17 protein-coding genes are annotated in these 25,106 nt (G+C 67.9%); 10 read left to right on the top strand and 7 right to left on the bottom strand.

All coding sequences use genetic code 11. The annotated features are described in order from the left end of the window. The first annotated feature begins 48 nt into the window (after window positions 1-48). From zipA to gyrA, 7 genes are all read left to right on the top strand, one after another. Window positions 49-792: a cell division protein ZipA gene (gene zipA, locus AB4Y64_RS01315; RefSeq protein WP_441814656.1), complete on the top strand. Its 744-nt coding sequence runs from the start codon at window positions 49-51 to the stop codon at window positions 790-792. Window positions 793-949: 157 nt separating this feature from the next. Beyond that, a complete protein-coding gene (gene ligA / locus AB4Y64_RS01310) occupies window positions 950-3,325 on the top strand; it encodes an NAD-dependent DNA ligase LigA (protein WP_441814655.1) in 2,376 nt (791 codons plus the stop codon). A gap of 8 nt (window positions 3,326-3,333) precedes the next feature. Continuing rightward, window positions 3,334-4,311: an EF-P lysine aminoacylase EpmA gene (gene epmA / locus AB4Y64_RS01305; protein WP_441815201.1), complete on the top strand. Its 978-nt coding sequence runs from the start codon at window positions 3,334-3,336 to the stop codon at window positions 4,309-4,311. Window positions 4,312-4,401: 90 nt separating this feature from the next. Further along, on the top strand, window positions 4,402-5,133 hold the full coding sequence (locus AB4Y64_RS01300) for a DUF3011 domain-containing protein (protein ID WP_441814654.1): 732 nt from the start codon (window positions 4,402-4,404) through the stop codon (window positions 5,131-5,133). A 124-nt stretch (window positions 5,134-5,257) separates the two neighbouring features. Next, entirely contained in the window at window positions 5,258-6,025 is a 768-nt protein-coding gene (locus AB4Y64_RS01295) for a DUF3011 domain-containing protein (RefSeq protein ID WP_441814653.1), read from the top strand. A 102-nt stretch (window positions 6,026-6,127) separates the two neighbouring features. Further along, window positions 6,128-7,183, top strand: a complete 1,056-nt coding sequence (mtnA, locus tag AB4Y64_RS01290; RefSeq protein WP_441814652.1) for an S-methyl-5-thioribose-1-phosphate isomerase — start codon at window positions 6,128-6,130, stop codon at window positions 7,181-7,183. A 365-nt stretch (window positions 7,184-7,548) separates the two neighbouring features. Then, complete coding sequence (gene gyrA, locus AB4Y64_RS01285; RefSeq protein ID WP_441814651.1) at window positions 7,549-10,194, top strand: DNA gyrase subunit A; 2,646 nt, start codon at window positions 7,549-7,551, stop codon at window positions 10,192-10,194. A 130-nt stretch (window positions 10,195-10,324) separates the two neighbouring features. Here gyrA and AB4Y64_RS01280 read toward each other — a convergent pair whose 3' ends face one another. Then, the gene (locus AB4Y64_RS01280) at window positions 10,325-11,239 is read right to left on the bottom strand and encodes a glycosyltransferase family 9 protein (protein WP_441814650.1); all 915 of its coding nucleotides are present in this window, start codon (window positions 11,237-11,239) and stop codon (window positions 10,325-10,327) included. A 359-nt stretch (window positions 11,240-11,598) separates the two neighbouring features. Between AB4Y64_RS01280 and AB4Y64_RS01275 the strand changes: the two genes are divergently transcribed. After that, a complete protein-coding gene (locus AB4Y64_RS01275; RefSeq protein WP_441815200.1) occupies window positions 11,599-16,485 on the top strand; it encodes an alpha-2-macroglobulin family protein in 4,887 nt (1,628 codons plus the stop codon). Between the two features lie 80 nt (window positions 16,486-16,565). Beyond that, entirely contained in the window at window positions 16,566-18,890 is a 2,325-nt protein-coding gene (gene pbpC, locus AB4Y64_RS01270) for a penicillin-binding protein 1C (RefSeq protein WP_441815199.1), read from the top strand. Between the two features lie 15 nt (window positions 18,891-18,905). Here the strand turns inward: pbpC and AB4Y64_RS01265 are convergent, their stop codons facing one another. After that, a complete protein-coding gene (locus AB4Y64_RS01265) occupies window positions 18,906-19,394 on the bottom strand; it encodes a peroxiredoxin (protein ID WP_441814649.1) in 489 nt (162 codons plus the stop codon). Between the two features lie 169 nt (window positions 19,395-19,563). On the opposite strand from AB4Y64_RS01265, the gene AB4Y64_RS01260 reads away from it, so the two are divergent. After that, entirely contained in the window at window positions 19,564-20,472 is a 909-nt protein-coding gene (locus AB4Y64_RS01260) for a DnaJ C-terminal domain-containing protein (RefSeq protein ID WP_441814648.1), read from the top strand. Between the two features lie 64 nt (window positions 20,473-20,536). Here the strand turns inward: AB4Y64_RS01260 and pilH are convergent, their stop codons facing one another. From pilH to lpdA, 5 genes are all read right to left on the bottom strand, one after another. After that, entirely contained in the window at window positions 20,537-20,902 is a 366-nt protein-coding gene (gene pilH / locus AB4Y64_RS01255; protein ID WP_441814647.1) for a twitching motility response regulator PilH, read from the bottom strand. Between the two features lie 146 nt (window positions 20,903-21,048). Beyond that, window positions 21,049-22,044, bottom strand: a complete 996-nt coding sequence (locus tag AB4Y64_RS01250) for a YhdH/YhfP family quinone oxidoreductase (protein ID WP_441814646.1) — start codon at window positions 22,042-22,044, stop codon at window positions 21,049-21,051. 20 nt (window positions 22,045-22,064) lie between these two features. After that, on the bottom strand, window positions 22,065-22,658 hold the full coding sequence (locus AB4Y64_RS01245; RefSeq protein WP_441814645.1) for a TIGR00730 family Rossman fold protein: 594 nt from the start codon (window positions 22,656-22,658) through the stop codon (window positions 22,065-22,067). Window positions 22,659-22,698: 40 nt separating this feature from the next. Further along, the gene (locus tag AB4Y64_RS01240) at window positions 22,699-23,556 is read right to left on the bottom strand and encodes a class I SAM-dependent methyltransferase (protein WP_441814644.1); all 858 of its coding nucleotides are present in this window, start codon (window positions 23,554-23,556) and stop codon (window positions 22,699-22,701) included. Between the two features lie 93 nt (window positions 23,557-23,649). Further along, the gene (lpdA, locus tag AB4Y64_RS01235) at window positions 23,650-25,092 is read right to left on the bottom strand and encodes a dihydrolipoyl dehydrogenase (RefSeq protein WP_441814643.1); all 1,443 of its coding nucleotides are present in this window, start codon (window positions 25,090-25,092) and stop codon (window positions 23,650-23,652) included. Window positions 25,093-25,106: the final 14 nt, after the last annotated feature.

The raw sequence follows: 25,106 nt of genomic DNA, 5'->3' as shown, positions 1-25,106 counted from the left end.
GCCGTTCGGACTTCCCCCATCCCCCGCCTGCCGTAAGGAACCCCTTCGATGTCAGACGTGACCATGCTGCGGATCGGAATCCTGATCGCAGGCCTGATCCTGATCGCCGCGATCGTGTTCTTCGGTCGCCCGCGCAAACCGGGGCAGGGCAAGCGCGTATCGCGTGAGGCGGCGTCCGACAGCGGCCGGCGCGAGCCGACCCTGGGCGAGCAGCTGGAGCGTGAGCTCGGCGGCGAAGGCCCGGCATCGGGCGAGACCACCGCCCAGGCGGAGCTGGAACTGTTCGACCGCACCCTCGAAGGCGCCGCGAGCAGCGAGCTGGGCCGTCGCGCCACCGAGGAGTTCGACAAGATCGTCACCCTGTACCTGGCCGCGCGGGCGGGGCAGAAGCTGCAGGGCTCCGACATCGTCGTTGCCGCCGAGAAGGCCGGCCTTGCCTACGGCCACATGGGCGTGTTCCACCGCCTGGTCGAGAACCATCCCGAGCGCGGCCCGGTGTTCAGCGTCGCCAACATCATGAAGCCCGGCAGTTTCGACATGGCGCAGATCCAGACGCTGGAGACCCCGGCGATCGCGTTCTTCCTGACCCTGCCGGCGCCGGTCAATGCCCTGGACGCATGGGAAACCATGCTGCCGACCGCGCAGCGCATGGCCGAACTGCTGGACGGCGTGGTCCTGGACGAACAACGCAATGCACTGGGCCGCCAGCGCATCGCCCACATCCGCGACGAATTGCGTGCCTACGACCGCCAGCGCGAAGCGCCGCCGCTGACCAAGCCGGCGCGCTGGTAGTCCCACGCTTCCTTCGACTTCGCTGCGCTACGCTTCCTTCGACTTCGCTGCGCTACGCTTCCTTCGACTTCGCTGCGCTACGCTCAGGACGAACGGTTGTTTTGACGGAGTGCGCCGTTCGGGCCGAAGTCGAAGGACTGCCTGCGAGCCATTGACCATGCCGAAGACCGACATCGCCACCCGCATCGCCCAGCTGCGCGCCGAACTCAACGACGCCAACTACCGCTACCACGTCCTCGACGACCCCGCGATCCCGGACGTCGACTACGACCGCATGCTGCGCGAACTCGACGAACTCGAATCCGCGCACCCGGAACTGATCGCGCCCGATTCGCCGACCCAGCGCGTCGGCGCCGTGCCCTCGGGCAGTTTCGACCAGGTCCGCCACGCCATCCCGATGCTGTCGCTGGGCAATGCTTTCAGCGATGACGAAGTGGCCGTGTTCGTGCGCAAGATCCAAGAGCGTCTCGGCCGCGATGCGCTGGCGTTTTCCGTCGAACCCAAGCTCGATGGCCTGGCGATCAGCCTGCGCTACGAGAACGGGCGTTTCGTCCAGGGCGCCACCCGCGGCGACGGCGCCACCGGCGAGGACGTCACCGCCAACCTGCGCACGATCAAGGCGATCCCGTTGCAGCTGCGCGGCAAGGGTTGGCCGCGCGTGCTGGAAGTGCGCGGCGAGGTCTACATGCCGCTGGCCGCCTTCAAGGCCTACATCGAGCGTGCGCTGGCCGAGGGCGGCAAGGTCCTGGCCAATCCGCGCAATGGCGCGGCCGGCTCGTTGCGCCAGCTCGATCCGCGCATGACCGCGCAGCGGCCGTTGTCGTTCTATGCCTATGGCGTCGGCCTGGTGGAGGGCGGCGAACTGCCCGAGACCCATTCGCAGACCCTGGCGCGCCTGCGCGACTGGGGTTTCCCGGTCAGTGGCGAAAGCAACGTGGTGGAAGGCCTGCAGGGCCTGCTCGACTACTACCAGTCGATTGGCGCCAGGCGCGAGCGTCTGCCATTCGACATCGACGGAGTCGTCTACAAGCTCGACGACTACGAAGGCCAGGCCGAGATGGGTTTCGTCTCGCGCGCGCCACGCTGGGCGATCGCGCACAAGTTCCCGGCGCAGGAACAGATGACCGTGGTCGAATCGATCGAGGTCAATGTCGGCCGCACCGGCGCGGTCACGCCGTGGGTGCTGATGCAGCCGGTGCAGGTGGGTGGCGTCACCGTCACCCGGGCCACGTTGCACAACGCCGACCAGGTCGCGCGACTGGACGTTCGCAACGGCGACACGGTGATCATCCGCCGCGCCGGGGATGTCATTCCGGAGGTCGTCCGCGTCGTTGTCGAGAAGCGGCCCGCGGGAACAAAGCCCTGGTCGATGCCCAGCCATTGCCCGGTGTGCGGGTCGGAGCTGGTGCGCGAGGAAGGCGAGGCGGTATGGCGCTGCTCGGGCGAGCTGACCTGCGCGGCACAGCGCAAGGAGGCCATCGGCCACTTCGCCTCGCGCCGTGCGATGGACATCGAAGGCCTCGGCGAGCGTTTCATCGAGAGCCTGTCCGACCTGGGCTACGTGCAGTCGGTCGCCGACCTCTACAAGCTCACGCTCGATGACCTGCTGGAGATGAAGCGACGCGCGGACGCCCTGAAAGAAGTCCCCTTGGGGGACGAGCGCGACGACACCACGCCGGAGACGGTCAAGGCCGGCAAGGTCGCCACGCGCTGGGCCGAGAACCTGCTCGAAGCCATCGACCGCAGCCGCAACACCACGCTGGAACGCTTCCTCTACGGACTGGGCATCCAGCACGTCGGCGAGAGCACGGCCAAGGCGTTGGCGAACTGGTTCGGCGACCTCGAACTGATTCGCCACCTGCCGTGGCCGCTGTTCAAGCGCGTGCCGGATGTCGGCGGCGAAGTCGCCCGTTCGATCGGCCATTTCCTCGACCAGGCCGGCAACCAGCAGGTCATCGACGAACTGCTCGCGCGCGGCGTCACCATCACCGATACCCATCCGCCGACGGCGAAGCTTCGCGACGGCCTGAACCTGGCCACGCTGCTGGTCGATCTGGAAATCCCCAAGGTCACCCGCGTGCGCGCCGAACAGCTGGCCAGTGCGTTCCCCAGCGTGCAGGCGCTGCTCGATGCGCCCGCACACAACTTCATCAGCGCCGGCCTGCCTGCCGACACCGCGCAGGCATTGTCGGACTGGCTTGAAGACGAAACCCATGCCGGGCAACTGGTCGCCAGCGGCGATGCCCTGGCGCGCCTGGATGCGGTGACGCCGGTCGCCGCGGAAGTCGTGCAGGGACCGCTCGACGGCCAGACGGCGGTGCTGACCGGCACGCTGTCCGGGCTCAGTCGCGACGAAGCCAAGGCGAAACTGGAAGCACTCGGCGCCAAGGTGTCGGGCAGTGTCTCGAAGAAGACCAGCTTCGTCGTCGCCGGCGAAGCGGCCGGCTCCAAGCTCGACAAGGCGCAGGAACTGGGCGTGGAAATCTGGGACGAGGACAAGCTGATGGCGTTCCTTGCCGGGCACGGGCAGTGAGCACGCCGATGCCTGCCGCGAGCTGGCGACCTTCGGCCAGTTTCGAGACGCTGCGGCTGCGGGCGCGCCTCAATGCGCTCATTCGCCACTTCTTCGCCGAGCGCGACGTCGTTGAAGTCGAGACACCGGTGATGTCGGTGGCGGGCAACACCGATCCGAACATCGCGTCGTTCCAACTGCAGTTCAGTGGACGCACCGACGGCGCACCGCGCACGCGCTGGTTGCGCACCTCGCCGGAATACCCGCTCAAGCGGTTGCTGGCGGCGGGCTTTGGCGATTGCTACGAACTGGGCCGCGTGTTCCGCGACGGCGAAGCCGGCGGGCGCCACAACCCCGAGTTCACCATGCTCGAGTGGTATCGCCTGGGCTGGGACCACCAGCGCCTGATCGATGAGACCGCGCAACTGGTGCAGGCGGCATTGGCCCTGGTCGGTCGCAGCGCAACACTCACGCGCGTGGGTTATCACGATCTGTATCGCCGGCAACTGGGCATCGACCCGCAAACAGCCGAGGTCGAGCAGTTGCAGGCCGCGCTTGGTGTGGTGATCGATCCCGCCGGTCTGACGCGCGACGATTGGCTCGACCTGTTGATGACCCATCGCCTGCAACCGGCATTCGCGCGCGACCAGTTGCTGGCGGTGCACGACTATCCGGCCTCGCAATGCGCACTGGCTCGATTGGGGACTCGCGACGGCGTACCGGTGGCCGAGCGCTTCGAGCTCTACCTGGGGCCGCTGGAACTGGCCAACGGCTATCACGAGCTGGCCGACGCGAGCGAGCAGGGGCAACGCTTCGACCGCGATCTGGCGCTGCGCGGGGTGCGCGGCGACGCATTGCCACCGCGCGACGAAAACCTGCTGGAGGCCCTGGCGGCGGGGTTCCCGCATTGCGCCGGCGTGGCATTGGGCGTTGACCGCCTGCTGATGGCCCTGCTCGGCAGCGATCGCATTGCCGATGTGATGGCCTTCGACTTCGCCCGCGCCTGACCATCGCCCGATACGAAAATTTAAGGAAGTCCCGGATGTTTGTTTTCACCGGGACGGTTTAGAGTGGCTGCGTGAACTCAGGGGTGCACGATGCGCGGCTGGGCGTTTTCGACTTGTTTCTACGCACTGCTACTGCTGGCCGCGCCTGAGACGAGGGCACAGGACACGGGCGGCCGTTTCTACGGCGACCGTGTCGTGCGTTGCGAGTCCAAGGGCGGGCAGGCGCACCTTTGTCCGGTGGACGTCCGCGGCGGCGTGCGCATGCTGCGCAGCCTGTCCAAGTCCGATTGCACCGAGGGAAGCACCTGGGGCCTCAACGACACGGGCATCTGGGTCCGGGACGGATGCCGCGCCGAGTTCGTCCTCGGCTACGGCGGCAGCGTCGGCAGCGCCTACGGTAGCCGCACGGTCCGTTGCGAATCGCGCGGCAACCGCTGGCAGCATTGCGATGCCGACACCAGCGCCGGCGCCGAGCTGGTGCGGCAGTTGTCGAAAAACCCGTGCATCAAGGGCGACAACTGGGGCGCCGACAACCGCGGCGTCTGGGTGTCGGGTGGTTGCCGCGCCGAGTTCCGGATGATGGCGGCGGTGGCGACCCAGACCACGCCCGGCAAGATCGTCCGCTGCGATTCGAACGACAAGCTGCCGCGGCACTGCCCGGCCGATACCGAGGGTGGGGCGGTGAAGGTGTTCCGCCAGTTGTCGCGCGCGGCCTGTGTCGAGGGGCGCAGCTGGGGCGTGGACAAGAACGGGATCTGGGTCGAGGACGGCTGCCGCGCCGAATTCGAAGTCCGCCGCAAGGACGACCTCAGCGGCGGCTGAATGGCTGCCATCGCCGGCCGCGGGGTGAGGCAATCGTTAAGCCGGCCTCGTTAGAGTAGGGCCCATCTCAAACGACGGAGCGGTCATGACCCGATATTTGTCCAGGGGCCTCGGGATTCTGGCTGTGCTTGCGGCTTCAACGGTGGCCACGCCGGCCATGGCGCAATACACCAACGTGCAGACCGTTCGCTGCGAATCCAACGACAACCACTATCGCCAGTGTGCGGCCGATACCCGTTACGGCGCGCAACTGTTCCGGCAGTTCTCCAAGAATGCCTGCATCGAAGGGCGTACCTGGGGCTATGACGGGCGTGGCGTGTGGGTCAACGGCGGTTGCCGCGCCGAATTCGCACTGACGCGCGCCGGCCAGGGCGGCTGGAATGGTGGCAACGGCGGCGGGAACGGCGGCGGGAATGGCGGCGGGAATGGCGGTGGCAACGGTGGCCGCAATGTGCGCTGCGACTCCAACGACAACCGTTACCACCAGTGCCAGATCGACGGCCGCAGCGCCTACCTGGTGCGCCAGTACTCCAAGGCCTCGTGCGTCGAAGGCCGCAGCTGGGGCGTCGGCCGCGGCTTCGTCTGGGTCGATGACGGCTGTCGCGCCGAGTTCGCCAGTGGCTACGGCGGCGGTCACGGCGGTGGCAACGGTGGCGGCCAGGGTGGCGGCCAGGGCGGCGGCAACTATCCCGGCGGCTGGGGGCAGGCGCAGCAGCTGTACTGCGGTTCCGATGATCGCCGCCAGCGCCGCTGCAACGTGACCATCCGTCGCGATGCGCGACTGGTCAAGCAATCGTCCAAGGCTCCGTGCATCGAAGGCCAGAGCTGGGGCTGGGACCGCAATGGCGTGTGGGTCAGCGACGGCTGCCGCGGCAGCTTCAGCGTCCTTTGACGCCACGCGGGTGCTCCCAAGTCCCCGTCGCCACACGCGGCGGGGACAGCCGGCAGCCGGATGTCGCCAAGTCGCGGCGTGCAGTTCGCTAAACTGCACGGCATGAACACCACCATCGATTTCGACCGTTACGACCGCATCCGCCCGATCCGCTGGACCGGGCAGGCCCTGGAGCTGCTCGATCAGCGCAAGCTGCCCTTCGTGGTCGAGTACGTGGCGTGCCGCGACAGCGCCGCGGTCGCAGAAGCCATCCACGCGCTCACCGTGCGCGGCGCGCCGGCCATCGGCATCGCCGCGGCCTGGGGCGTGGTGCTGGCCGCGCGCGAGATCGATGCAGGCGACGGCGCCGAAGCGGCGACCAGGCTCGAGCCGGCCATGCAGCAACTCAACGCAGCCCGCCCGACCGCGGTCAACCTGGCCTGGGCGCTGGCGCGGATGCGTCGCACGCTGGCTGCGGCAGGCTCCGACTGGCGCGAAGTGATCGAACGCGAAGCGCAGGCCATCGCCGACGAGGACCTGGCTGCAAACCGCCGCATGGGCGCACTGGGTGCGGCCCTGATCGAACCTGGCAGCGGCGTGCTGACCCATTGCAACACCGGCTCGCTCGCCACCGCGGGCTTCGGCACCGCGCTGGGCGTGATCCGCGCGGGCGTTGCCGAAGGCCGGATCGACAAGGTTTTCGCCGGCGAAACCCGGCCCTGGCTGCAGGGCGCGCGCCTGACCGTGTGGGAGCTGCAGCAGGATGGCATCGCGCCGACCCTGATCGCCGACTCGGCGGCCTCGCACCTGATGAAGACCGGTGACGTGCAGTGGGTCGTGGTCGGCGCGGACCGGATCTGCGCCAATGGCGACACCGCCAACAAGATCGGCACCTACCAGCTGGCCATTGCAGCGCGCCATCACGGCCTGAAGTTCATGGTTGTCGCGCCGTCCTCGACGGTCGACATGGAAACTCCGTCCGGCGACGCGATCCACATCGAGGAGCGCGACCCCGGCGAGCTGTTCGGCGTCGGTGGCGTACGCACCGCGGCCGAGGACGTGGGCGCCTGGAACCCGGTCTTCGACGTCACCCCGCACGAGCTGATCGACGCCATCGTGACCGAGCGCGGGGTGATCGAGCGCCCGGATGCAGCGGCGATGAAGGCCGCCTTCGGCTGAGCCTGGGCTGGCGCACCGCCGTGGCGGCTTGCTGCCTTCGGAAAGGCGCCGTCCGCCACGCCGGGGATTGCTCCGCGGGAAGCCAGCGACCTGGGATCAGGAACCCGGTCGGCAACCCAAGGCAGTCCCCGACAATTCCGCTTGCAAAACCCCCGCAACTGCTTGTTTCTGCGTGGGAATCGGGCAGCAGACGGACCCCGTTCCGTGCTATGATTTCGTGTCCATTTGAAGCCGTCGACGACGGGCTGTCAGAGGGCCCCTGACGGGGTCCGCGACGCAGGCCCGCCGGGCAGTTACAGCGGCGGTGTTCAAACGTGATGCCCGACCGCAGTCGTCGCTGCGGACAACCAACGAACGGAAACCTGATGGCCGAACTCGCCAAGGAAATCATCCCGGTCAATCTCGAAGACGAGATGCGCCGCAGCTACCTCGATTACGCCATGAGCGTCATCGTCGGGCGCGCGCTCCCGGACGCGCGCGACGGACTCAAGCCAGTCCACCGCCGCGTGCTCTACGCGATGAACGAGCTCGGTGCCCACAGCAACAAGCCGTATTACAAGTCGGCGCGTATCGTCGGTGACGTCATCGGTAAGTACCACCCGCATGGCGACACGGCCGTGTACGACACGCTGGTGCGCATGGCCCAGCCGTTCTCGCTGCGCTACATGCTGGTCGACGGCCAGGGTAACTTCGGCTCGATCGACGGCGACAACGCCGCGGCGATGCGATACACCGAAGCGCGCATGTCGCGCATCGCCCATGAGCTGATGGCGGACATCGACAAGGAAACCGTCGACTTCCAGCCCAACTACGACGAGAAGGAACTCGAGCCCACGGTCATGCCGACCCGTGTGCCGAACCTGCTGGTCAACGGCTCGGCCGGCATCGCCGTCGGCATGGCGACCAATATCCCGCCGCACAACCTGTCGGAAGTGATCGACGCGACCATCGCGCTGATCGATGACCCGACGATCGATGTCGATGGCCTGATCCAGTACATCCCGGGTCCGGACTTCCCGACAGCGGGCATCATCAACGGCACGGCCGGCATCGTGAATGCCTACCGCACCGGCCGCGGCCGCGTGCGCATGCGCGCGCGCGCCGAGATCGAGGTGGCCGACAACGGCCGCGAAGCGATCGTGGTCTCCGAGATCCCGTACCAGGTCAACAAGGCGCGGCTGATCGAGAAGATCGCCGAGCTGGTCAAGGAAAAGAAGCTCGAAGGCATCAGCGAGCTGCGCGATGAGTCCGACAAGGACGGCATGCGCATCTACATCGAGGTCAAGCGCGGCGAATCGGCCGAGGTCGTCCTCAACAACCTCTATCAGCAGACGCAGATGGAGTCGGTGTTCGGCATCAACATGGTCGCCATTGTCGATGGCCGGCCGAAGCTGCTCAACCTGAAGGACCTGCTGGAAGTGTTCGTGCGCCACCGCCGCGAGGTGGTGACCCGCCGCACCATCTTCGAGCTGCGCAAGGCCCGCCAGCGCGCCCATATCCTCGAAGGCCTGACCGTTGCGCTGGCCAACATCGACGAGATGATCGAGCTGATCAAGACCTCGGCCAACCCCAACGAAGCGCGCGACCGCATGCTCGCCCGCAAGTGGGAAGCCGGCCTGGTCGGTGCGCTGCTGTCGGCGGCCGGTTCCGACGCCTCGCGTCCGGAAGACCTGCCGGTCGGTGTCGGCCTGGTCGATGGTTTCTACCAGCTGACCGAGACCCAGGCCCAGCAGATCCTCGAGATGCGCCTGCACCGCCTGACCGGGCTGGAGCAGGACAAGCTCACCGAGGAATACAAGCTGCTGCTGGAAACCATCCGTGGCCTGATCGAGATCCTCGAGCATCCGAACGTGCTGCTGGAAGTGATCCGCACCGAGCTGCGCAACGTCAAGGAAGAGTTCGGCGACAAGCGTCGCAGCGAGATCCGTGCCAGTGAGGAAGATCTCGACATCCTCGACCTGATCGCGCCGGAAGACGTGGTCGTCACGCTGTCGCATTCGGGCTACGCCAAGCGCCAGCCGGTCAGCACCTACCGCGCGCAGAAGCGTGGCGGCAAGGGCCGCAACGCGGCGGCGACCAAGGACGAGGATTTCATCGACCACCTGTGGCTGGTCAACACGCACGACACGCTGCTGACCTTCACCAGCGCCGGTCGCGTGTTCTGGCTGCCGGTGCACCAGTTGCCCGATGCCGGCCCGAACGCGCGCGGTCGTCCGATCATCAACTGGATCCCGCTGGAAGCCGGCGAGCAGGTGCAGGCCGTGCTGCCGGTGCGCGAGTACGTCGAAGACCAGTTCGTGTTCTTCGCCACCCGCAACGGCACCGTCAAGAAGACGCCGCTGACCGAGTTCGCCTTCCGCCTGCAGCGCGGCAAGATCGCGATCAACCTCGACGACGGCGACGCCCTGGTCGATGTGTCGCTGACCGATGGCACCCGCGACATCATGCTGTTCGCAAGCAACGGCAAGGCCGTGCGCTTCGCCGAAGACGCGGTGCGCTCGATGGGTCGCACGGCCACGGGCGTGCGCGGCATCCGACTCGCCGAGGGCGAGGAGGGCGAGGACGGCGCGCAGGACACCAGCGGCGCGCATGTGGTCAGCCTGATCGTGGTCGAAGGCGATGGCGACATCCTAACCGCCAGCGAACGCGGCTTCGGCAAGCGCACTTCGCTGGAGGAGTACCCGCGCAAGGGCCGTGGCACGCAGGGCGTGATCGCGCTCAAGACCACCGAGCGCAACGGCACGCTGGTGGGCGCGGTGCAGCTGTCGGATCACCACGATGTGTTGCTGATCTCCGATGGCGGCACGCTGGTGCGTACGCGCGCGGCAGAGATCTCGCAAGTGGGCCGCAACACCCAGGGCGTGACGCTGATGCGCCTGGCCGCCGACGAAAGCCTGCAGACCATCGAGCGCGTCGATGCCTCGCTGGACGCGGACGAAGACGGCACCGATGCGGTGATCGATCCGGGCACCGCCGCAGGATCGGTCGACGTCGCCCCGATTCCGGGCTGATTGATCGCTTGCCACGAAGACGCCGCCGAAAGGCGGCGTTTTCGTTTGTGGACGCGGGCGGCTGTGGAGCCGGGCAGCTGTGGAGCCGGGCAGCTGTGGAGCCGGGCGGCGCCGCGTTGCCCGGGCGACCTCAGGCAATGCGGGCGAAGACCTCGTCCACGGACAACTGCCCCAGGTCCGCCGTCTCGATCGCATCGAACGCTCGCATCCGGATGCCGGTGCGGCGGGCGCTGGTATGCGGCCCGAAAAGCGCCAGGCCTGGGGTGCCGAGGGCCGCCGCGAGGTGGGTCGGGCCGGTGTCGTTTCCGACCACGAACGACGCCCTGGCCAGCACCCCGGCAAGGGCGAACCAGTCCAGGAAGCCGGACGGCCCGACCAGCACCTGGCAGGGCAGCGTGCGCGCGAGGTCGAGTTCGTCCGGCCCCGGCGCCACTACGACCTGGCGACCAGACTGGACGAGCCGCCGGGCGAGTTCGGCGAAATGCGGCCAGCGCTTTTGCGGGTGACGCGCCGAACTGCCGGGAACGAGCGCGATGTAGCCTGGAGCGACGCCCTCGGCGGCGAGCAGCGCCGAAACGTCGTCGGCCATCCAGGCCACGTCCGGTGTACCGGTATGCGTCGGCTCCACGCCCGCAGCGGCGAGCAGGCGCGCGTAGGCGGCGCGGTCGGGGGCCGCGCTGGAGCCGGGGTTGTCCTTGCCATGCCATGCCAGCCCGGGCGTCATCAGGTGCCGGTACAGGCGCGTGCGCTGGCTGCCCTGGAGGTCGTAGACGCGGGCGAAGCCCGAATCGCGGAGCCTGCGCAGCAACGCCAGGTTGCCAGGCAGGTTCAGCAGTGGCGCACGCGGGTCGTCGATCAGCGTGTCCACGTGCGGACAGCGCTGCATCAGCCGGTGGAACTGGGGCGCGACCAGCAGGCTGATATGCGCGCCCGGGTGATGCGCGCGGATGTCGCGCAGGGCGCCGTCGGCCTGGACCAGGTCGCCGAACGAGCCCTGGCGGATCACCAGGATCTGCTGTCGCGGTCCGGGAATGCGGTCGGGCATGGCGGCGCCTGGTTCGCTGGCGGGGGGAAGCAGGTCTTCGCGCAGCATGGTGGTCCGGGAAAGGCGTTGGGATCGTCGGGGCCCGCTGCGCGGATGATCGCACAAGCGCTCGCATCGCCGTGGTGGCGCGCTCACATGCGGCCTGTTGCGGGGCCCGTTTCGTGGCATGTTCCATGGCCGATCGCGTGTGCCGATCGCGTGTGCCGATCGCGTGAGCCGATCCAATGGCGATGCTCCTATACTTCGCCAAAATCAGGGGAGGTCGCATGAAGCGCGTATCCGTTGCGGAAGGAACCGTCCACGCCCCATTGTCTGCAACGTCCCGGGTCCGGCCGCTCCTGCGCCTGATCGCCATCGGCATGGCAGCGCTGCTGATGCTCGGCGCCTGCAAGCGCGATCCCGACGGCCAGTTGCCCGCGGTCAGTGGCGAAGCGGTGCACGCCAGGCGCGAGGCGGTGCAGGGTTTCGCGCTGGTCGCCGCCTACCCGGACCAGAAGGCCGACGAGCAGATGGCCATCGCGCTCGAGTTCAGCCGGCCGCTGGTGGGCAGCCAGTCGTTCGACGAACTGATTGCCGTCGCCGATGAGAATGGCGCGGTTGTCGAGGGCAGCTGGGTGCTGTCGGACGACGCAAAGATGCTGCGCTTCCCGCACGTGGCGGCCAGTCGCGACTACGTGGTGACGATCAAGGGCGGGCTGACCGCCGCCGCCGGCGACCGGCTGGGGCAGGAGCTTCGCAGGCAGGTCCACACCGGGCCGCTCGACCCCGTGGTCGGCTTCGCCTCGCAGGGCAGCGTGCTGCCGGCGCGCGAGAGTCGGGGCTTGCCGGTGGTGTCGGTGAATGTCGCCGAAGTCGACGTCGAGTTCCTGCGCGTGAAAGACAAGGAGCTGCCGCGGTTCTTCGCCCAGTACCAGCGCGGTGGACGGCGCAGCAGCTGGGAGCTGGCCAACGACTACGGCGACAAGACGCCGATGGATCACCTTGCCGAGCCGGTCTACGTGAACCGGTTCGTGCTCGGTGGCAAGACCAACGAGCGCGTGCTTACGTACCTGCCGTTGCAGGACATCAAGGAACTGCAGCAGCCAGGCCTGTACTTCGCGGTTATGAAGCGCACGGGCCAGTTCCAGAACAGTTTTGAAACCGTGTTCTTCACGGTCAGTGACCTGGGTGTGCACGTGCGCGCCTACAAGGACAAGCTCTTCGTCCACACCGCGTCGCTGCACACCGGATCGGCGGTGGGCGCGGTCGAGCTGAAGGTGCTCGACGACAAGGGCGAGACGGTGCTGAAGGGCGAGACCGACGGCAACGGCAATGCCATGCTCGGCTACAAGCTCGATGCCGCGCACGTGCTGGTCGCAACGCACGGCAAGGATGTGTCGATGCTGCCGTTCAACCAGCCGGCGCTCGACCTGTCCGAGTTCGCGGTGAGCGGTCGTGAGCAGGCATGGTTCGACGTGTTCGCCTGGTCCGGGCGCGATCTGTATCGCCCCGGCGAAACGGTGCGGGTTTCGGCGTTGCTGCGCGACCAGGACGGTCAGCCGGTCGCGACCAGGGGCAAGCCACTGCAACCGCTGTTCCTGCGCTACGTCCAGCCCGACGGCAAGACGTTCGTCGAGACGCGCCTGCAACCGGACGCGCAGGGCTACGTGCGACATGCGCAGGTGATCCCGGTGGATGCGGCGACTGGCCGCTGGCGCATCGAGTTCCGCACCGACCCGGGCAGCAAGGAAGCGGTGCAGGGCATGGCGTTGCGGGTCGAGGAGTTCCTGCCCGAGCGGCTCAAGCTGGACCTGCAGGCACAGCCCGTGTTGAGGCCGGGCGAGCCGCTGCACCTGGCGGTGGACGGCGCTTACCTATACGGCGCCCCTGCTGCCGGAAACCGCTTCACCGCCAAGCTGGCGGTGGCGGTGGAGCAGCATCCGCTGGAACAGATGCCCGGTTACTTCTTCGGCGACCCGACGATGTCGCTGCCCAAGGAAGCCAAGGACGTCATCGATACCAAGCTCGATGCCAGCGGCAAGTTGCAGCAGGACATCGCACTGCCGGCCGAAGCCAGGCCGGTCAGCACGATCGCCGCGATAGTCACCGGCAGTGTCTTCGAGAGCGGCGGCCGCAGCGTCAACCGCAGCGTCAAACGCGTGCTGTGGCCAGCCGGCGCGCTGGTCGGCGTGCGCCCGTTGTTCGACGACAAGGAAGGCACCGATGCCAACGCGACCGCGGGCTTCGAACTGACCCGGGTCGACAGTGCCGGCAAGCCACGCGCCGGCAAGGGCCTGCGCGTGACCCTCGTCCGCGAGCATCGTGACTACCACTGGAACTACCAGGACGATGGCGGCTGGGATTACGACTTCACCCGGCGCTACGAAGACATCCAGACGCGCACCCTGGACGTCGGCCAGGCGCCGCAGCGCATCGACTTTCCGGTGGAGTGGGGCGATTACCGCGTCGATGTGTTCGATCCCGCGACGAAACTCACCACCCGCTACCCCTTCACCGCCGGGTGGAGCTGGGACGACGACAACCGCGGCCTGGACGCGCGCCCGGACAAGGTCAAGCTCGCCCTCGACAAGACCGCCTATCGCGCCGGCGACACACTCAAGGTAACGCTGACGCCGCCGCACGAAGGCAAGGGCCTGCTGATGGTCGAGAGCGACCGCATGCTCTTCGTGCAGGACATCGACGCCAAGGCCGGCAGCACCTATGAGATTCCGGTGACCGCCGACTGGGAGCGCCATGACGTGTATGTCACCGCACTGGTGTTCCGCGGCGGCAGCGCGCCCAGCAAGGTCACGCCCGCGCGCGCCGTCGGCGTGGCGCACGTGGCGATGGACCGGCGCGAGCGCAAGGTCGCCGTTGGCCTGTCGGCGCCGGCGCTGATGCAGCCCGGTCACGACCTGCCGGTGACGGTGAGCGTGCCGCAGCTGGCGGGCCAGGATGCATTCGTGACCGTATCCGCCGTCGACGTCGGCATCCTCAACATCACCCGTTTCCCGGTGCCGGACGCGGCCGCGCATTTCTTCGCCCAGCGTCGCCTCGGCGTCGATGCCTACGATGTCTACGGCCGCGTGATCGAGAGTTTCGAGGGCGGCATCGCCAAGCTGCGCTTCGGCGGCGACATGGCGCTGGCGGCCTTGCCGCAGGCGCGGCGTCCAACGGCGCGGGTGCAGACCGTGGACCTGTTTGCCGGACCGGTGAAGCTGGACGCAAGAGGCAATGCGCGCATCAACCTGGCAGTGCCGGACTTCAACGGCACGTTGCGCGTGTCGGCGCTTGCGTTCTCGGGCAACCGCTACGGCAGTCGCGATCGCGAGACGGTCGTGCGGGCGCCGGTTCTGGCCGAGGCCAGCCTGCCGCGCGTGCTCGCACCCGGCGACCGCAGCAACGTCACCCTCGACATACAGAACTTCACTGGACGCGATGGCCAGTTCAAGGTCGAGGTCAACGGTGAAGGCCCGCTGGCGCTGACCGATGGCGCGCGCAATGCGAGCCTGGCTGCGCAGGCCAAGGCCACTTACACCTTCCCGTTGCAGGCGAAAGAGGGTTACAGCACCGCGCAGGTACGCGTGCGGGTGCAGGGTAACGGCTACACGGTCGACCGCCGCTACGACGTGCCGGTGCGGCCGGCGTGGCCTTCGGTGGTGCGTGCACGCACGCGCGTGCTCGATGCGGCCGGCCCGCTGCAGTTCGACACCGGCCTGGCCGACGGCCTGATGAGTGAATCGGTGACTGCACGCCTGTCGGTCAGTGCGCTGCCGCCGATTCCGTTCGCGAGTGCGCTGCAGGGAGCGCTCGACTATCCCTATGGCTGCGCCGAACAGACCACGAGCAAGGGCTTTGCCGCGCTCGAGCTCGATGACGCTACGGCGAAGATGCTCGGGGTGAAGGGGCTGGATGCGAAGGCGCGCCGTACGCGCATGGAAGGTGCATTCGGGCGCTTGGCGGCGATGCAGATCGGCTCTGGCCACTTCTCGATGTGGGGCAGTGGCGACTACGTCAATCCCCTGATCACACCCTACGTCGTCGAGTTCCTGCTCGACGCGCGCGAGGCCGGGTTCGCCGTGCCCGATGCGGTGTTGCAGAAGGCGCTGAAGGTGCTCAGCGATGACCTGCTGTCGGGGGGGCAGGGGTTCTATGGCTACGACTCCCGCGATCACCTCAAGTTCGCCTACCAGGCCTACGCCGGCTTCGTGCTCGCGCGTGTGAACCGCGCGCCGCTGGGCACCCTGCGCGCGCTTTACGACAACGATCGCAAGCAGAGCCTGACCGGCCTGCCGCTGGTGCACCTTGGCCTGGCACTGGCCCTGCAGGGCGACAAGGCGCGTGGCGGCAAGGCCATAGCGGACGGGTTCGCACGCGACTCCGTCGATCGTCCCGAATACCTCGGCGACTACGGCAGCCGCATCCGCGACGATGCACTGATGATTGCGTTGCTTCATGAGCGCGGCCTGGCCACACCGGCCTACGATGCCCGCGCGGTGGAGCTGGGCAAAGAGCTCGATGCGCGCCGCAACAGCGGCTGGATGTGGCTCAGCACGCAGGAGCAGGTGGCGCTGGTGCGGCTGGGCAAGGCGCTCGCGGCGGAGCAGGGCAAGCAGGTTTCGGGGCAGTGGAAGATCGGCGATATCGCCACCGATGCGCCGGCCGCGCGCCTGGTCGGTCGTGTGTTCGATTACGCCACGTTGCTGCGCGGCGTGTCCTTCAACGCCAAGGGCGAGCCGCCGCTGTACGCCAGCCTGGAAGTGGCCGGCGTCCCGCGGCGCGCCCCGGAGCCGGATGACTCGTTGATCAAGGTGACGCGCCGGTACTTCGCCACCGATGGCAAGGAGTGGAGCGGCGGCAAGCTGGAGGAGGGCGAGGCGCTGATCGTGCAGGTCGCGATCACCAGCCATCGCGACATGCCCGATGCACTGCTGACCGACCTGCTGCCGGCCGGACTGGAGATCGAGAACTTCAACCTCGGAGACGGCAAGCAGTGGGCGGGCGTGGTCATCGACGGCATCGAGATCGCCGACCGCGATGATGCGGCCGAGGTCCGCCACGAGGAGTTCCGCGACGACCGCTACGTCGCCGCGCTCAAGCTCGACAGTGGCGACACCGCGCGGCTGTTCTACCTGCTGCGCGCGGTGACACCGGGCACCTACACCGTGCCGCCGCCGCTGGTGGAAGACATGTACCGGCCGGATCTGCGTGGCGTGGGCAAGTCCGTGCCGGCCACCGTGACGGTGACACAACCCGGAGGCGGGTGATCGCCGCGCCACCCGCCACCGTCATCCCGGCGAACGCGGCGCCCCTCAAGCGCAGGTGGCATCGCCCTGCGCTCAAGGCGATGTTCACCGCGCTGACGCTTGTCACCGCGGCCATGCTCCTGGACCTCGCATTCCCACTGCCGTTGCCCGACCGCGACGACGAGGGCGCGATTGTCGTGGCCGCCGATGGAACGCCATTGCGCGCATTCGCCGATCGTCGCGGCATCTGGCGCTATCCGACGACGATCGACCAGGTCTCGCCGCTGTATCTGCAGGCGCTGCTGAACTACGAAGACCGCTGGTTCTGGAGGCACCCCGGCGTCAATCCGGTGGCGATGCTGCGCGCCGGCGGGCAGTGGCTGCGCAGCGGCCGGGTGGTGTCCGGCGGCTCGACGCTGACCATGCAGGTCGCGCGGATCCTCGATCCTGCACTGCGCACGGGCACCCGCACGCCGCCGGCGAAGTTGCGCCAGCTGCTGCGCGCACTGCAGCTGGAAGTGCACCTGTCCAAACGCGGGATCCTCGCGCTCTACCTGCAACGCGCGCCTTTCGGCGGCACGGTCGAAGGTGTCGAAGCCGCCAGCTGGGCCTATCTCGGCAAGCCGGCGTCGCGGCTGTCGCATGCCGAAGCGGCGCTGTTGACGGTGCTGCCGCAGGCACCCGGGCGGCTGCGCCCGGACCGTGATCCCGGCCGCGCCCGCATCGCCCGCGACAAGGTGCTGACGCGGATGCAGGCATTGCAGGTGTGGTCGCCCGATGCGGTCGCCGACGCACGCATCGAACCGGTCGTGGCGCGATCGCTGCATCCACCCCTGCATGCACCCTTGCTGGCGCAGCGTCTGCGCTTCGAATTTCCACGCTCGCCCAGGCTGGTATCGACGCTGGATGCGGAGTTGCAGCGCACGCTCGAGGAACGGGTCGCTAGTTACTTCTCCGACCTGCCGCCGCGCACTTCGGCTGCGCTGCTGGTGGTCGACAACGCCACGCTGGAAGCGCGCGCCTACGTCGGCTCGGTCGCCTTCACCGACACCGAACGGCTGGGGCATGTCGACATGGTCAAAGCCTGGCGCTCGCCAGGTTCGACGCTCAAGCCGTTCCTGTACGGGCTGGCGCTGGATGACGGCCTGATCCACTCGGAAAGCCTGCTGGTCGATGCGCCGCAATCGTTTGGCGGCTACCGGCCGGGCAATTTCGACGCGGCGTTCAACGGTCCGGTCAGCGCGGCGCAGGCGCTGCGCCTGTCGTTGAACGTTCCGGCCGTGGACCTGCTCGACCGGGTGGGTCCATCGCGTTTCGCTGCGCGCCTGGCGCACGCGGGCATTCGCCTGCAGTGGCCGCGTGGCGGGGCGCCAAACCTGGCGATGATCCTCGGCGGTACCGGCGCCAGGCTCGAGGACCTGGTGGGCGCCTACGCCGCGCTCAACCGCGGCGGCGTCGCCGGACGCGTGCGTTACACCGCAGGTGCGGCGCGCATCGACCGGCGTGCGATGTCGCCCGGCGCGGCCTGGATCGTGCGCGAAATCCTCGAGGCGAACCCGCGCCCGGGCAGCGTCGCCGATACGTTCGAACCCGGCGGCCGTCCGCGCGTCGCCTGGAAGACGGGCACCAGTTACGGCTTCCGTGACGCCTGGGCGTTGGGCAGCACGCGCCGCCACACCGTCGGGGTGTGGGTTGGCCGCCCGGACGGCACGCCACTGCCCGGCCAGTACGGCGCGGTCACGGCATTGCCGTTGTTGTTCGAGGTCATCGACAGCCTGCCGCGCCAGCGCGGCGATTCGTCGCCGCGCCCGGTGCCGGCCGATGTCGCCAGCGTCGAAGTGTGCTGGCCACTGGGACTGCCGCCCGACCCGCAGGCGCCGCAGTTGTGCCAGCGACGCCTGCAGGCGTGGACCCTGGACGGCTCGCAGCCGCCGACGATGTCCGAGCGCGATGCGCGGTTATGGAATGCCGGGATCGAGCGCTTCGACGTCGATGCACGCAGTGGCCTGCGCCTGTCGGGTGAGTGCTCCGCAGCGCATGTGCGCGTACCGCGCCAGCTGGCGCGCTGGCCGGTACTGGCATCGCCGTGGTTGCCGGCGGAAACACGCCGGGCAGCGCGATTGCCGCCGCTGGCCGCCGACTGCGCCGCCGACGGACGCGACGCGGTCGAGGAATTGCGAATCGATGGTCTGGCCGACCGGGCCACGCTTGCCCGCGCTCCCGGCAGCGAACATCCGGTGCGATTGTCCCTGCGTGCGCTGGGCAGCGATGCGCGGATCCGCTGGTTGCTCGATGGCCGGCTGATCGGCGAGTCGGCCGGCGCGGCGTCGTTCGTCCACGACTTCGGCGAAACCGGCCCGCACACGCTGACGGCGCTGGCCGACAGCGGTGCCTGGTCGCGGTTGCAGTTCAGCGTGCTGCGCTGACTGCGGCGGTGTTGCTCAGAGGTCCTGCTTGAGCTGCGCGAGCATGTGCTCGGCCGAAGACACCCGGAACTCACCCGGCGCCTCGACGTTGAGCAGCTTCACCACGCCGTCCTCGGCATACAGGGCGAAGCGCTTGGCGCGGCGGCCCATGCCATAGGCGCTGGCGTCGAGTTCCAGGCCGAGCGCGCGGGCGAAGTCGCCGTTGCCGTCGGCCAGCATCATCAGGCCTTCGGGCACGTGCTGGCTTTCGCCCCAGGCCTGCATCACGAACGGATCGTTGACCGACATGCAGGCCACTTCGATGCCCTGGCTGCGGAACTCGTCGAAGTGCTGCACGAAGCCGGGCAGGTGCTTCTCCGAGCAGGTCGGCGTGAACGCGCCCGGCACCGCGAACAGGACGATGTTGCGTCCGTCGAACAGGGCATTGGTGTCGAGGGTTTCCACACCCTCGCGGATGCGCTGCAGGGTGACTTCGGGGATGTGATCGCCGATCTGGATGGTCATGGAGGACTCCGGTGAGAATGGGCAGCATACTGGCAGCGCCCGCAATGCCGCGTCAAAGTCACTTGAAATCGACTGCGCGGCTGGCATTGTCTGCGGCGTGCCGGAACGCACGTTCGCCGGACGTTTCCGGGCGCGCCAGTCGCGGCGCATGCATCGAGGGAGCCACACCATGCAGTTCAAGGATTACTACGAAACCCTGGGCGTCGAGCCCAGCGCCGGCGAGGCCGAGATCAAGACGGCCTACCGTCGCCTCGCCCGAAAGTTCCACCCCGACGTCAGCAAGGAAGCCGGCGCCGAGGACAAGTTCAAGGCGATCAACGAAGCCTACGAGGCGCTGCGCGACCCGCAGAAGCGCGCCGCGTACGATCAGTTGCGCGCGCGCGGTTATCGACCCGGCGATGAGGTGCAACCTCCGCCCGGCGGATTCGGCGGCGGCGGTTACGGTGGCGTCGACTTCGAGGAGATCTTCGCAGGCGGCGGCGCGGGCGGCGGCTTCAGCGATTTCTTCGAAAGCATGTTCGGTCGCGGTCGCGGCGGCGGTTTCGGCCAGCGCGGTCCGCAAGCGCGCGGCAGCGGCGACACGCGCGCCAAGCTGGCGGTCTCGCTGGAAACCGTCCATGACGGCGGCAGCGTGCGCATCGCCGTCAACGAACGCACGCTCGACGTGCGCATCCCCAAGGGCATCCGGCCGGGCCAGGTCATCCGCCTGGCCGGGCAGGGCGTACAGGGCGATCTGTTGCTGGAGATCGAGTACGCCGCGCACCCGCAACTGGAAGTCGACGGGCTCAACGTGATCTATGTGTTGCCGCTGGCGCCATGGGAAGCGGCGCTGGGCGCTTCGGTCAGCGTGCCGACACTGGGTGGCCCGGTGGAGCTGAAGATCCCCGCCAACTCCGAGGCCGGCCGCAAGCTGCGCCTGCGCGGACGCGGATTGCCGGGGGATGCAGCGGGCAGGATCGCGCCGGGTGACCAGCTGGTCGAACTGGAAGTGCTCGCACCGCGTGCGCACAACGAGGCGCAGCGGGCGGCCTACGAAACGATGCGGGAAGCATTCGGCGACGACTGGCGCCGCGTCTGAGGACTCGTGGCCGGGTTGGCGGCCAGTTTGGCGATCCAGGCAGCCTGGATCGCCGGTGTCCGGATCAGGCCGGGATCATCTGCGAGATGATGTCGGCCAGGTCGTTCTCGCTGAAAGGCTTGGTGATGTAGGCCTTGGCGCCTTGGCGCATGCCCCACACGCGGTCGGTATCCTGGTCCTTGGTGGTGACCAGCACGACCGGGATGTGCTTGGTGCCCGGATCCCGGCAGATCGAACGCGTCGCCTGGAAACCGTTGAGATTGGGCATGACGACGTCCATCAGCACCATGTCGGGCAGCTCGCGCTTGGCCGCTTCCACGCCGGCAGCGCCATCCTCGGCAGTCAGTGCCTCGTGGCCAAGCTTCTCGACGATGCGACGGATACCCATCAGCTGCGACGGCGAGTCGTCGACGATCAGAATGCGCGCCATATGTTCCCCCTGAACCTGACGCGATTGTAGCGGTCGGCGATGGGGCCGCAATAGCCGTCGCCGAATCGGACGGGGAGCTGGCACCGGAACTGGGAACCGGGTGCCGGTTGCGGCAGAGTCCCGGCGGGCCGGCAGGGCAGGTGCGCTCAGCCCACCGCGACCAACGTGCGCCCAAGCGAACCGCCCGCCAGCATCGTTGCGAACACCTCGGGCAACTGTTCCAGCCGTACTTCGCGCGTGCAGATGCGCTTGAGATGACGCGGCTTCCAGTCGCTGGCCAGGTGCTGCCAGACGGCCTGGCGGATATCGCGGGCAGTGCCGGCCGAGGCGACGCCCAGCAGCGACACGCCGCGAATGATGAAAGGCATCACGGTGGCGTCGAGTTCGGCCGTGGCGGCCAACCCGGCGCTGGCGACATTGCCATACGGCACGGTCTGCGCGAGCAGGCTGGTCAGCATCGGTCCACCGACGTTGTCGAGACCACCGCCGAAGCGCGCCGTTTCCATCGGCCGCGTCGTGGCAAGGGCGTCGCGCCCGAGCACTTCGCTGGCGCCGATCTCCTTGAGGTAGTCGCTCTGTTCGGCCTTGCCGCTGATCGCGTGCACCTGGTAGCCGGCGCGACTGAAGATGTCCAGGGCCAGCGAGCCCACGCCGCCGCTGGCACCGGTGACAGCGAGCGGACCGAGCTCGGGCGTCTGCCGGTTCTCGGTCATGCGCAACAGCGCCAGCGCGGCGGTGAAGCCGGCAGTGCCCAGGATCATGCTCTCGCGCAGGCTCAGCCCCTTGGGCAGCGCGATCACCCACTTCGATTCCAGCCGCGCGTACTGGCTGTAACCACCGTCGCGCGTTTCGCTCAGCCCGCAGCCGGTGACGAGGACTTCGTCGCCCTCGCGGAACGCTGGATCGGTCGATGCCACTACATGGCCGGCGACATCGATGCCACCCACCAGCGGGAACCGGCGCAGGATCTTGCCCTGGCCGGTGCCGGCGAGCGCGTCCTTGAAATTGACCGAAGAGTAGGCGGTGCGGATGACCACTTCGCCCGGCGCCAGGTCGTCGACCGAAACCGCTTCGATGCCACTGCGGTAACCAGCGTCGTCGTTATGGATGCGGAAGGCGTTGAATGAAGTCGGAATCGTCATCGTCGTGTTTCCTGAGGGGGTTATCGCAGCGCCTTGCGTCGCTTCTCGTCCATCCACTTCGACGCTGCCGCAGGCTCATACGCCTCCATCCACGACAGCATCGCGCCGATGTCGTCACCGTGCCACAGGTCCTCGCGCTGGTCCGGGTGCAGGAAACGCTCGGACACCATGCGGTCCATCATCGCGATCAGCGGCTCGTAGAAGCCATCCACGTCGAGGAAGGTGCACGGCTTGTCGGCAATGCCCAGCTGGCGCCACGTCAGCATCTCGAACATCTCGTCGAGCGTGCCGAAACCGCCGGGCATGGCGATGAAGCCGTCCGACAGGTCGAACATGCGCGCCTTCCGCTCATGCATCGAGCCGACCACTTCGAGGTGGGTCACGCCCTTGTGCGCGACCTCCCAGTTGACCAGTTGCTCGGGGATCACGCCGGTCACTTCGCCACCGGCGGCGAGCACGGAATCGGCAACCACGCCCATCAACCCGACATTGCCGCCGCCATAGACCAGGCCGATCCCGCGCTTGGCCAGTTCCGTGCCCAGGGCGATCGCGCGCTCGGTGTAGATGGGCTTGGCGCCGGCATTGGAGCCGCAATAGACGCAGACATTCTTCATTTCATTGAACCGGGATGGACAGGCAGGATGGGGCGGACGTTCATCGTGCGCGGAACAGGACGATGCCGGACATGCGCACCATCTCCTCACGCAGGCGCCTGGGCTGCAGCAGGCGCAGCAGTTTCCACAGCCAGGCGTGCGGCGCGGTGCGATTGAGGCGCAGCGATTCGGTCCAGCTCGAGCGGAACTCGACCTCGTCCCAGCCGAAGGGCGCGAAGAAGGCGGTGCCCTCGGCCGGGCCAAACCGGAATGGCGCATTGCCTTCGCGCAGCTTTGGCGACCAGCGCTTCTCGAGGAACTTCAGCAACCGCGGCGAGGCCAGGTCGGTCAACCACCACTGTGCCTGTGCCACGTCGTGCAGGTCGGCGGCAAGTTCGGCGACGTTCTCGGCCTCCAGGTAAACCAGCAGGCCCTCGGTGATCACCAGCATGGGGCCGTGGCCGGCGGCATGGGCGAAGACTTCATGGCGCACCGCGCGTTCGCGCAGGTCGGCAGGGATGAACTCGACCGCGCAGTTCGGCGTTTCGCTGGCCATGTGCCGGCGGAAGTGGTCGACCATGTCGGGGAGGTCGACATGCAACCAGCGCAGCGTCGAGGGCAGCGGCAAGCGGTAGGCGCGCGCATCCAGTCCCGCAGCCAGGTTGAGCACCGTGGTCGCGCCCTGCTGCACGCAGCGCAGGATGATCTCGTCCATGACCGCCGTGCGTACCACCATCGGCCAGCTCATCGACGCGCCCTGCGGCATCGCATCGACGATGGCCTGGCCGCGTTCCCCGGCGAGACGGCGCGCATACGGGTCGCGGAAGATCGCGTCCGGGCGGTCGCTTTCCATCGCGCGATAGACCGCCACCCAGGCGGCGGTGTCGGAGACGTTACGGATCGGGTTGGCGTCAGCCATCGTTGTGCTCCTGTCGTGAACGCAAAAGGCCGCCAGCACCTGCGTGATGGCGGCCTTCCGGCTCGATCATCGCCGACGAGATCGGCGAGACGATCAGTTCGCCTTGTGGATCGAGCGCTTGTCGACCGCCATGGCGGCGTCGTGGATCGCCTCCGACAGCGTCGGGTGGGCATGGCAGATGCGCGCCAGGTCGTCGGCCGAGCCCTTGAACTCCATCGTCAGCACGCCTTCGTGGACGAGTTCGGAAACGCCGACGCCGACCAGGTGCAGGCCCAGGACCAGATCCGTCTCGGCGTGCGCGATCACCTTGACGAAGCCGGCCGGCTCGCCCATCGCCACGGCACGACCAATCGCGGCGAACGGGAAGCTGCCGGTCTTGAACGGCGTGCCCTCGGCCTTGAGCTGCTGCTCGGTCTTGCCGACCCAGGCAATCTCCGGCTCGGTGTAGATGACCCACGGAACGGTGTCGAGGTTGACGTGGCCCGGCAGGCCGGCGATCAGCTCGGCCACGGCGATGCCTTCCTCGAAGCCCTTGTGCGCCAGCATCGGGCCACGGACGCAGTCACCGACCGCCCAGACGCCGTTGACGCCGGTGTGGCAGTGCTCGTCGACCTCGATCATGCCGCGCGCATCGAGCTTGACGCCGGTGCCATCGGCCAGCAGGCCCTTGCTTGCGGCGCGACGGCCAACCGAGACCAGCAGCTTGTCGACGACGATCGTCTTCTCGCCTTCGGCGTCGGTGTAGGTGACTTCGACTTCCTTCGCCTTGCCCTTGGTCTTGATCTCGGCCTTGCTCACCTTGGCGCTGAGCTTGATGTCCAGGCCCTGCTTCTTGAACTCGCGAGCGGCAGTCTTGGCGACCTCGGCATCGGCGGCGGCGAGGAAGTCGGGCAGGGCTTCGAGGATGGTGACCTCGGCGCCGAGGCGCTTCCAGACGCTGCCCAGTTCCAGGCCGATCACGCCTGCGCCGATCACGCCGAGGCGCTTGGGCACGGCGGTGAAGTCGAGCGCGCCGACGTTGTCGACGATGGTGTCGTTGTCGAACTTGGCGAACGGCAGCTCGATCGAATCCGAACCAGCAGCCAGGATCACATTGGTGCCCTTGAGCTCGACCTCGGAACCGTCGTGCTGCTTCACCTTGACCACGTTGCCCGGCTGCAGCTGGCCGAAACCATAGAACGGCGTGATCTTGTTGGCCTTGAACAGCATCGCGATGCCGCCGGTGAACTGCTTCACGATCTTGTCCTTGCGGGCGATCATGGTGCCGACGTCGATCTTGGCGTCCTTGGTGGTGATGCCGTGCTCACCGAACAGGTGCTGCAGGTTGTAGAACTGGCGCGAGCTGTCGAGCAGCGCCTTGGACGGGATGCAGCCTACGCGCAGGCAGGTGCCGCCGAGGGCAGGCTTGCCGTCCTTGCCGAGCGCGGCGTCGATGCACGCGGTCTTCAGGCCGAGCTGGGCGGCGCGGATGGCGGCGTGGTAGCCGGCCGGGCCGGCGCCGATGACGACTACGTCGAAGTTCTGCTGTTCGCTCACGTCTTGATCCTTGC

This window comes from Lysobacter sp. TAF61 (assembly GCF_052113485.1).
Classification (GTDB): domain Bacteria; phylum Pseudomonadota; class Gammaproteobacteria; order Xanthomonadales; family Xanthomonadaceae; genus Lysobacter_J.
Note: the sequence above shows the minus strand (reverse complement) of the source record. Positions and strands in the feature narration are given on the sequence as shown.